Below are 9,303 nucleotides of genomic sequence, written 5' to 3'. Positions count from 1 at the left end.
TTCCGCGCGCACGTCGCTGATACCGGCCTGCGCGGCCAGTGCACGAGCGGTGCGGGCGTTGTCTCCGGTGAGCATCGTCACGCCGACGCCTTGGTTGGTGAGCGTCCGGACTACCTCGGGGACTTCAGGGCGCAGTTCGTCACGAACGCCGATCGCGGCGACCGGTGACCCGTCACGATGCACGATCACGACGGTCATGCCCTGCTCTTCCAGCTCCGCGACCCGCTCCGCGAGGTCGCCGGCGTCCAGCCAGCGAGGACTGCCGACGGTGATTCTCGATCCGCCGACAGTGCCGTCGATGCCGTGGCCAGCCTGCTCGGTCACGTCCGCAGCTGCCGGTGTCCCCGGGGCCGCGGCGGTGATCGCTGAGGCGAGAGGATGCGTGCTGTGCTGCTCCAACGCAGCCGCCCACGCCAGCGCCTGAGCCTCCGTCACGCCGTTCGCAGTGAGCACGGCGGTGACCGCGGGCTGGTTGCGGGTGAGTGTTCCGGTCTTGTCGACGGCAACGTGCCGGACCGTGCCGAAGCGCTCGAAAACGGCGCCGGACTTGATGATCACGCCGAACTTGCTCGCAGCACCGATCGCGGCGACGACCGTCAGCGGCACCGAGATCGCCAGCGCACACGGAGAGGCCGCGACCAGTACGACGAGCGCGCGGGTGATCCACACCTCGGGATCCCCGAGCAGCGAACCGATGATCGCGACGAGCGCTGCGAGGATCAGCACGCCAGGTACGAGCGGGCGGGCGATCCTGTCCGCCAGACGAGCACGCTCGCCCTTCTCCGTCTGCGCTTTCTCGACCAGCTCCACAATCGTCGTGAGCGAGTTATCGGTGCCCGCGGCCGTCGTCTCGACCTCCAGTGCACCGGCGCTGTTGATCGCACCGGCCGACACCGCATCGCCGGGCTCGACCTCGACCGGGATCGACTCCCCGGTGATCGCCGAGGTGTCCAGGCTGGAGCGGCCAGAACGCACGATCCCATCGGTCGCGATCCGCTCACCCGGGCGAACCGCCATGACCTGCCCGACCGTTAGCTCTCGCGCCTGCACCTGTACGGAGACGCCGTCACGCAGCACGGTCGCTGTCTCCGGAACGAGCTTCAGCAGCGCCCGCAAGCCGCCCCGGGCGCGGTCCATCGCCTTGTCCTCGAGCGCCTCAGCAATCGAGTACAGGAACGCCAGAGCTGCAGCCTCCTCGACATAGCCGAGGATGATCGCGCCGATCGCGCTGATCGTCATCAGCAGCCCGATGCCGAGCTTGCCCTTGAACAGTTTCCGGATCGCGCCGGGCGTGAACGTCGACGCGCCCAGGAGCAGGCCGGCCCAGAACAACACCAGCGCCGGGATCTCGAGGCCGGACCATTCAAGGATCAGACCGGCCAGGAATGCGACACCGGAGAAGACCGGCACCATGATCCCGCGGTCCCTCCACCAGGGCCGCTCCACCTCTTCGGTCTCATCGTCCACCGAAGCTGCAGGCTCGTGCTCGCAGCCACACGCTGCGCTCATGCGTTCGCCCCTGTACCGCAGCAGCCCGGCACCGTGCACGCTGAGTCCACGCAGGGTGCGTGCTCATCGACAGCCAGCGTCACATCCACCAGCGCGACGAGGGCAGCAGCAAGATGCGGGTCAGCGATCTCGTAACGGGTCTGGCGGCCCTCAGGCTCAGCGACCACGATCCCGCAGTCTCGCAGGCAGGTGAGGTGGTTCGAGACGTTCGAGCGGGTCAGTTCCAACTCATGTGCGAGAACGGCTGGGTAACTCGATCCTCCGAGCAGGGTGATCAGGATCCGGGAACGCGTCGGATCCGCCATGGCCCGCCCGAGCCGGTTCATCACATCAAGACGTGAAGCAATAGTCAGCATGCACTGAACTATACAGTAGGTGCTGACCTATCTAGAATCCTGCTGTCTCGATCTAACCGAAGCGCGTCCGCTCGCGCTCGATCGCCGATATCTATCCGTTGCCGCGCGTGGGTGCGGCGTCTTCGGGGCACAGCACCAGGCCGCTTCGGCAGGCACGCGGTCAGAGTCGAGAGCGCAAGGCTCTCCAGGGTCAGCGTCCTGTCGCCTCATCGAGGGCATCGGTCAGGTCGCTGAGCTGTGTAAGTTCGAGCTTCTCGCCATCTAGGAAGAAGGTAGGTGTGCCGCTGATACCGAGATACTATCCATCGTTGAAGTCGGCTTCGACTCTCTCCCTTGTGACGGGGGGCGGCGACGGCTGTATCGCAGGCGTTCATGTCGAGCCCCAGGTCTTCCGCGGAGGTGCGGAGGAGGTCGGCTCGCGAGGTCTGCAGCATGGTCGCTGCACTGACATGATCTACTCGTCGGGTGACGGGCAGGTGAACTCTTCTCCCGCATGGCGTCTTGATCTCCGGCGATTGTGGTCAGCGGTTCAGGATGACGTGGGTCGTGGTGTCGGGGCGGAGGTCGAGTCGGCGCAGCAGTTGTGCGTTGAGGGCGACGACGATGGTGGATAGTGACATGAGGATCGCTCCGACCGACATCGGGAGCACGAATCCGATGGGGGCGAGGACGCCGGCGGCGAGAGGGACGGAGATGATGTTGTATCCGGCAGCCCACCAGAGATTCTGCTTCATCTTCCGGTAAGAAGCCCGTGACAGTTCGATCACGGAGAGCACCGAGCGGGGATCGTCGCTTGCGAGGATGACACCAGCAGAGGCGATCGCGACATCTGTGCCCGCACCGATCGCCAGCCCAACGTCGGCCTGCGCGAGGGCAGGGGCGTCGTTGACGCCGTCGCCGACCATTGCGACCTTACGGCCCTCGTTCTGGAGTTGTTGGACCTTGGCGGCCTTGTCCTCCGGGCGTACTCCGGCGAAGACGCGGTCGATGCCGAGGTCTTGGGCGACGGCCTGCGCCACGGCTTCCGCGTCGCCGGTAATCATCACCACTTGCACGTCGAGTGCGTGGAGGGCGTCGACGGCTTCCCGGGATTCCGAGCGCACCTCATCGGCGAGTTTCAACGCGCCGACGACGCGGCCGTCCTGGATGACGTGGAGGATGATCGCGCCATCCGTCCGCCACTGATCGGCGACCGGGAGCTCGTCGGCGTTCTCCTCGGTGAGCAGGTGCGGTCCACCGACTCGGATGATCTTCCCGTCGACGGTCGCTGTGACGCCCACAGCGGGTGAGGAAGTGAAGTCGCCGTTGCGCGGGATGGTGAGCTGCTTGTCGGCGGCTGCGCGCACGATGGCCTTCGCGAGCGGGTGCTCACTATCAGTTTCTGCGGCGGCGGCCAGTGCGAGGATCTGGTCGGGGTCGGTGCCGTCGACGACGGAAATCTCGGAGACGACGGGCTCGCCCTTGGTGAGGGTGCCGGTCTTGTCGAACAGGACCGTGTCGATGGTGCGCATGCTTTCGAGCGCGAGCCGGTCTTTGACGAGAACGCCGCCCCGGGCGGCGCGTTCGGTGGCGATTGAGACGACCAGCGGGATGGCCAGGCCCAGCGCGTGCGGGCAGGCGATGACGAGGACGGTGATGGTGCGGATGACAGCCGCGTCAGGCAAGCCGACCAACGTCCAGACGATCGCGGTGATCGCCGCAGCACCCAGGGCGAACCAGAACAGCCATCCGGCGGCGGTGTCCGCGAGCCGCTGTGCGCGGGACGAGGAGCTTTGCGCTTGGGTGACGAGACGTTGGATGCCGGCGAGGGTCGTGTCGTCGCCGGTCGCGGTGATCTCGACGCGAAGCCCGGAATCGGTGGCAACGGTGCCGGCTGTGACGTGGTCGCCGCTGCCGCGTTCCACGGTGCGGGACTCGCCCGTGACCATGGACTCGTCCATCGAGGCCCGTCCGTCGACGATGCGCCCGTCGGCGGGGACGCTGCCACCCGGCCGTACGATGACGACGTCGCCGACGACGAGATCGGTCGGTGAGACCGTGACGACCTGGTCATTCTCGACGCGCTCTGCCTCATCGGGGAGAAGAGCGGCGAGTGAGTCCAGGGCGGAAGTCGTCTGGGCGAGGGAGCGCATCTCGATCCAGTGCCCGAGAAGCATGATGACGATGAGGAGGGCGAGCTCCCACCAGAAGTCGAGTTCGTGATGGAGCACGCCGAGCGTCGCGCCCCAGGAGGCGGCGAACGCGACGGTGATCGCGAGGCCAATGAGCAGCATCATGCCGGGCTTGCGAGCGCGGAGCTCGCTGACTGCACCGACGAGGAACGGCTTTCCACCCCACGCGTACATGACAGTGCCCAGCACCGGGGATACCCAGGACAGACCCGGAATATCGGGGAGGGTGTAGCCGAGGATCATCGAGAACATGCCCGACAACGCGACCGTGGGGACGGCGAGGACGAGCATAATCCAGAACAGGCGACGGAACTGCCCGACGTGGTCGCCATGGCCTGCATGACCGCCGTGTCCAGCGTGGGTGTTGTGACCGGAGGGCGCGTTGTCGCTTCCGTGGTCTCTGTGACTGTGCGCGGCCGCGTCTGACTGCGGTGCATGCGCCATTGCTTGATGTCCCGCGTGCGCATCGTGGTCAGTTTCGGTCGTCACTGCGGGGGTCGACGCCGCGTGGTCGTGGTGGGCGTGGGTGTGCTCCGCGCCGTCGTTACGCGAGTGGCTCATGGGCCTATCCTCCTCGGAATTGAGAACCGTGGGGCTGACTTGTCTGGCGTGCCCCGCACCGTGAAACGGTGTCAGGCAGCAGCGGTGGCGTACTTAGCCGGGTCGGCGTCGAACGCGGGCCCGCATCCAGCGCAGCAGAAGTAGTACCGGGTGCCGTCGTAATCGCGGTACAGGCCAGCAGCTTCTGCATCCGCCTTGATGACGGTGCTGCCTACCATCACAGGACATTCGGCGAGATCTTCCGCGGGCGGGGTGAGGAGATCCTTGCGTCCTTCGGCGTCGACGGAACCGTGGCTGTTGCGGCTGCAGCAGGATCCAGTGGAGTCTGACATGTTTTGTTCCTCTTTCTCTCAAACACCGGAGTGCGGCGTCGGTATGCCTAACGATATACCCCCTGTGGGTATTCCGCACTAGGATATACATGGCGGCGCTGAAGGATCAGGGCGGGCGGCGCATAGATCGTGGTGTTAGCATCCTGCACGGAATGGAGGAGGCCGAGTATGCACGTCGCAGTTCGTGGCGCACGTCCGCAGTTGTCGTTGCGCGCGTTGTTGATGCTCGGCGGGGCCACGCTGATGGTTATCGTCGGCTTGCTGGCGATGCACACCTTCACCTCCGAACCTGCGGGACACGGATCCGTCGGACTCACCCACTCCGCAGCCGGGGAGGAGCACGCCACCGTAGCGGCGTCAACCGTCGCGAGCGAGTCCACCGCGTGTGAGGGTGCGTGTCATGTGAACACCGGACATGGGCAGGGTCACAACGAGATGCTGATTGCGTGCGTGCTGGCGTTGCTTGCCGGTCTGCTTCTCCTCCTCCCTCCGATATTGATTCAGCGTCACCGGCTGCCCCCTCACCGTGCTGTAAGCCTGGTGAGGTGGGAAGCGATCGGGATCCTTCCCCGGGCACCCTCGCTGACGTTCCTTTCGATAAGTCGCACCTGAGTAGTCGCCGCCGACCCTGATGGGTCGGATTCCTGGCGCCGTCTGGCGCCATCATTTGCGAACCCTCACACGACGTATCGAAGGAACAACCATGAATAAGAAGCTTCCCATTGCTGTCAGTACGGGTGTACTGACCCTTGCGCTGGTTCTCACCGGCTGCGCTGACAACAGCACGGCACCGTCCAGCGAATCCACCTCCCCGTCTCAGTCGTCGTCGACTTCGGCAGCGAACGAGGCTGACGAGATGTTCGTCACGATGATGATCCCTCATCACGAGCAGGCGATCGAGATGGCCGACATGCTGCTAGCTAAAGACGGTGCCGACGCACGCGTGGTGGAACTTGCCGAGCAGATCAAGGCGGCGCAGGGCCCCGAGATCGACAAGATGCTCGGATGGCTCGAAGACTGGGGTGTGGAGTACGACCCCGACTCCATGGGAGGCATGGATCACGGTTCGATGGGCGGTGACGACAGCATGATGTCCGAAGAGGACATGACCATGTTGGAGAGCGCGGATGCTGTCGAGGCGAACAGCCTGTTCCTGGAGCAGATGATCGTGCACCACGAAGGTGCCGTCGACATGGCGCAGACGGCGCTTGATGATGCGCAGAACCCGGACGTCCTCGAGCTCGCGCAACAGGTGATCGACGACCAGACGGCGGAGATCGCCACGATGCAGGAACTCCTCGGCCAGCTGTAGGAATCCTCCGGGCGGGCCGGTATCCGATCGTCCCGCCCGGACCTGTCATCCGTGCTGCCCCATTGCGGCAGCAGTCAGACGTCGGCGTGCTCTTGTTGCGCGTCGTGAAGCCAGGCCCGCTTGAGGCCACTAACGGAAACCATCATGAAACGCTCACTCCTTCTCGCAACCGTCACTGTGACCGTCCTGGCGGCTGTCGCCACCGGATGCACCGCGACACCGCTCGGCAACCCGGACTCAGCTCCCCGCATCGACCACATCCACGGCATCGCCCAAGATCCCCGGGGCGATGATCTGCTGGTGGCCACGCACAACGGAATCTTCACTCTCACACCAGATGGGGATATCTCCGGCCCGATCGGCGGTCACGCCTTCGACGCCATGGGATTCACGGTCTCGGGAGACGCGCTGTTCGCCTCCGGGCATCCCGGCGAAAAGACCCCGGCCGAACTCGGATCGCCCAACCTCGGCATCATCCGCAGCGACGACTACGGGAACACTTGGTCGCCTATTGCTCTCAACGGAACCACCGACTTCCACATCCTCACCGCGGCCCCGGACGGCACCCTCTACGGCGTCCCCTCTAGCCAAGTGAACCTGCTCACCAGCACAGACGAGGGAAACAACTGGACGGAGCGTGCGTCCCTCGGCGCCGCTGATCTCGCGGTCACCGAATCCGGTTTGTACGCTGCAGCCGAAGAAGGCGTTCTCTTCAGCAGCGACGGCGGTAACACATTCACTCCAGTCGACGGAACACCTGTGCTCTACGCGCTGGAGGCTCGCACTGACGGCACTCTTCTCGGCGCAGGCACCGATGGCGTCCTGTGGACAGAGGATGAAAATGGAACCTGGCATCAGCTCGAATCGCTCCAAGGCGCCGTTCAAGCCCTCACTGTCATCGACGACCGCGTCATCCTCGTCGATGACCGGGGCATCGTTGAAGTCTCACCGGACAGCACCACTGTGCTGAGTCCCGCCCAATAACGCGGCCCGTGCCCAAGGATTCCTCGTGAAAGCGCCCAAGAACCCCTTTCGGAACCTCGTGTTGTTCGTCATCGTAGCGACGATCGCCGTTGTCCTCCTCGCCGCTGCTAGTTTTCTCGCGATTGGAGCGATCTTCTGATGACCCCCACCGGCTCCAGATCACCCTTCGACCCGCTACACCATCTGACGGCCGTGCACTCGTCCTCACCCGGCGCGCCTTCGCCTCGCAGTCCCGCGGAGCGGACGCATCGAAGGCTCGTGCGTCTTGGATATATGCTCTTGATCTGCGGTCCAGCCCTCGCGCTCGCGCATCTGATCAATGATGCCCAATCGACCGACGTCGCTTGGTGGACGTACACGATCGCCAGCTTTGACATCGCCGTAATCATGGTCATTGCCGCCCTGGCTCTGATCCTTCGAACTCCACCCAGTCACGCTGCAGAAACGGAATAATCGTCACCGCACAGCAATCGCTGCGACGATGATCTGCCGCTGAACTACCATGCCCTCCCGGGGTATTCAACGGGGTCCTCGGGAGCGAGGTGCGGTCGTAGTTTGAAGACTCCACAATGACGAGAGGAGCCACTATGACTGTCGCGGCGGAAATGCTCCGCACCTACCCGAAGGACCTTGGTCAGGCTGACCGGAAGGTGCTGGTGGAGTGTATCGAGGCGTGCGTTGAGTGCGCGCAATCATGCACCGCATGCGCCGACGCGTGCCTGAGCGAGGAAATGGTTGCCGAGCTGACGAAGTGCATCCGCACGAACCTGGACTGCGCCGACCTCTGCGAAACCACCGGACGCATCCTGTCCAGGCACACCGGGTACGACGCCAACCTCACCCGCGCGACCCTCGAAGCGTGCCGCACGGCATGCGCGAGCTGCGCCGACGAGTGCGAGAAGCACACGATGCACGAACACTGCACGGTGTGTGCTGCGGCCTGCCGGCGATGCGAAGACGCCTGCGCCGCGCTCCTCGCAACGCTCTGAATAGCCACCTCGACGGCGTCGTGCAGTTCTTCGCTACCCGCATCAATCCAGTGATGCCCGTTGACCGAGCCGAAGCAGACTAGCGAGCGCTCTTGCGCCACACGTCGTCATCAATCGCGCTACCGCGCAACGAGCTGAGACGAACAGGTGAGGCATATGTCGAAGGACACGCACGAAACAAGTGGACGACAAGCGGGGACGAAAAAGCACGGATCGCTGACGATGTACTTGCGATTCGCGGCGATGATTCTCACCGGCATGGTCGTGATGTATTGGACGATGTTCGCTGGAGTGTGGGAATGGGGGCACATACGCTTCAGCGAAAGCCGCGTCTTCATGGCGCTCACTATGGGCGGCGCCATGGGGCTGGTCATGCTGGCCTGGATGCTCAACATGTACAAGCACAGGAAAGCGAACATTGCGGTCATCATCGTCAGCGTTCTCCTCCTCGGAGGAGGCATCGCCCTCGACCGCAGCCAGATCACCGTCGACGACACCGCGTACATGCGCGCAATGATTCCGCATCACTCGCTCGCGATCACCCGATCCGAGCGAGCACAGCTGCAGGATGTCCGCGTCTGCGAACTTGCGGTTGAAATCAGCGAAGCGCAGCGCCGGGAGATCCTCGAAATGGACTGGCTCATCGCCGACATCGAAAGCAACGGACTCGCGCTGACGGCCGAGGACGCGCAAGACCGACCCGTTCCAGACTTCGAACGGGCAGCCGACCGCCAGTGCTCGGACGACGGATGACGATTGGTAGCGATAATCGGCCGATCATGGCTTGTGCTCCGAGAGCCTGCCGGAAACGATCGATTCCGGCGCTCACGCCGACGATGATGATCAAGTGCGCGACACGCCGAAGCGTGAGCCGCCGAAACCCCCCACCGAAACTTAACCGCGCCGAAACGCGTGTGGTAGGTATTCGGCGGAGCGCCGGACAACTGCTCTCGACGTTGGATGCGTCGATCACGATTACGTCGGAAGGTCCGGAACGAACAACTCCCCAGCGCTTTGTGGACTTCCTCAATCGGTCCGTGATTTCAGCTCGTCGAGGTGTCTCGTAACCTATCTGCCTCATAACCCATG

General features: G+C 64.2%; 9 protein-coding genes. 5 read left to right on the top strand and 4 right to left on the bottom strand.

The window, feature by feature from the left end; genetic code table 11:
- From Q1J95_RS11425 to Q1J95_RS11410, 4 genes are all read right to left on the bottom strand, one after another.
- Positions 1-1,509 (bottom strand): cation-translocating P-type ATPase (locus Q1J95_RS11425; RefSeq protein ID WP_300267679.1); only part of this gene is annotated, 1,509 nt, incomplete at its 3' end.
- Positions 1,506-1,865: a metalloregulator ArsR/SmtB family transcription factor gene (locus Q1J95_RS11420; protein WP_188438254.1), complete on the bottom strand. Its 360-nt coding sequence runs from the start codon at positions 1,863-1,865 to the stop codon at positions 1,506-1,508. The genes Q1J95_RS11420 and Q1J95_RS11425, both read right to left, overlap by 4 nt.
- Positions 1,866-2,386: 521 nt before the next feature.
- Positions 2,387-4,597, bottom strand: a complete 2,211-nt coding sequence (locus Q1J95_RS11415; protein ID WP_300267677.1) for a heavy metal translocating P-type ATPase — start codon at positions 4,595-4,597, stop codon at positions 2,387-2,389.
- A gap of 71 nt (positions 4,598-4,668) precedes the next feature.
- Positions 4,669-4,929 carry a YHS domain-containing protein gene (locus Q1J95_RS11410; protein WP_029153945.1) on the bottom strand — a complete coding sequence of 87 codons (261 nt, stop codon included), beginning with the start codon at positions 4,927-4,929 and terminating at the stop codon, positions 4,669-4,671.
- Between the two features lie 168 nt (positions 4,930-5,097).
- Between Q1J95_RS11410 and Q1J95_RS11405 the strand changes: the two genes are divergently transcribed.
- The 5 genes from Q1J95_RS11405 (at position 5,098) to Q1J95_RS11385 (ending at position 8,967) form a co-directional block, all read left to right on the top strand.
- Complete coding sequence (locus Q1J95_RS11405) at positions 5,098-5,541, top strand: DUF6153 family protein (protein ID WP_029153946.1); 444 nt, start codon at positions 5,098-5,100, stop codon at positions 5,539-5,541.
- Between the two features lie 91 nt (positions 5,542-5,632).
- Positions 5,633-6,241, top strand: coding sequence for a DUF305 domain-containing protein (locus Q1J95_RS11400; protein ID WP_300267675.1), 609 nt, complete (start codon positions 5,633-5,635; stop codon positions 6,239-6,241).
- 144 nt (positions 6,242-6,385) lie between these two features.
- A complete protein-coding gene (locus tag Q1J95_RS11395; RefSeq protein ID WP_029153981.1) occupies positions 6,386-7,225 on the top strand; it encodes a F510_1955 family glycosylhydrolase in 840 nt (279 codons plus the stop codon).
- Between the two features lie 587 nt (positions 7,226-7,812).
- Positions 7,813-8,214: a four-helix bundle copper-binding protein gene (locus Q1J95_RS11390; RefSeq protein ID WP_247963183.1), complete on the top strand. Its 402-nt coding sequence runs from the start codon at positions 7,813-7,815 to the stop codon at positions 8,212-8,214.
- 222 nt (positions 8,215-8,436) lie between these two features.
- On the top strand, positions 8,437-8,967 hold the full coding sequence (locus Q1J95_RS11385) for a DUF305 domain-containing protein (RefSeq protein ID WP_036276247.1): 531 nt from the start codon (positions 8,437-8,439) through the stop codon (positions 8,965-8,967).
- Positions 8,968-9,303 lie beyond the last annotated feature (336 nt).

Origin of the sequence: Microbacterium sp. (assembly GCF_029263575.1) — a bacterium.
GTDB lineage: Bacteria > Actinomycetota > Actinomycetes > Actinomycetales > Microbacteriaceae > Microbacterium.
This window is presented reverse-complemented; position numbering and strand designations above follow the sequence as displayed.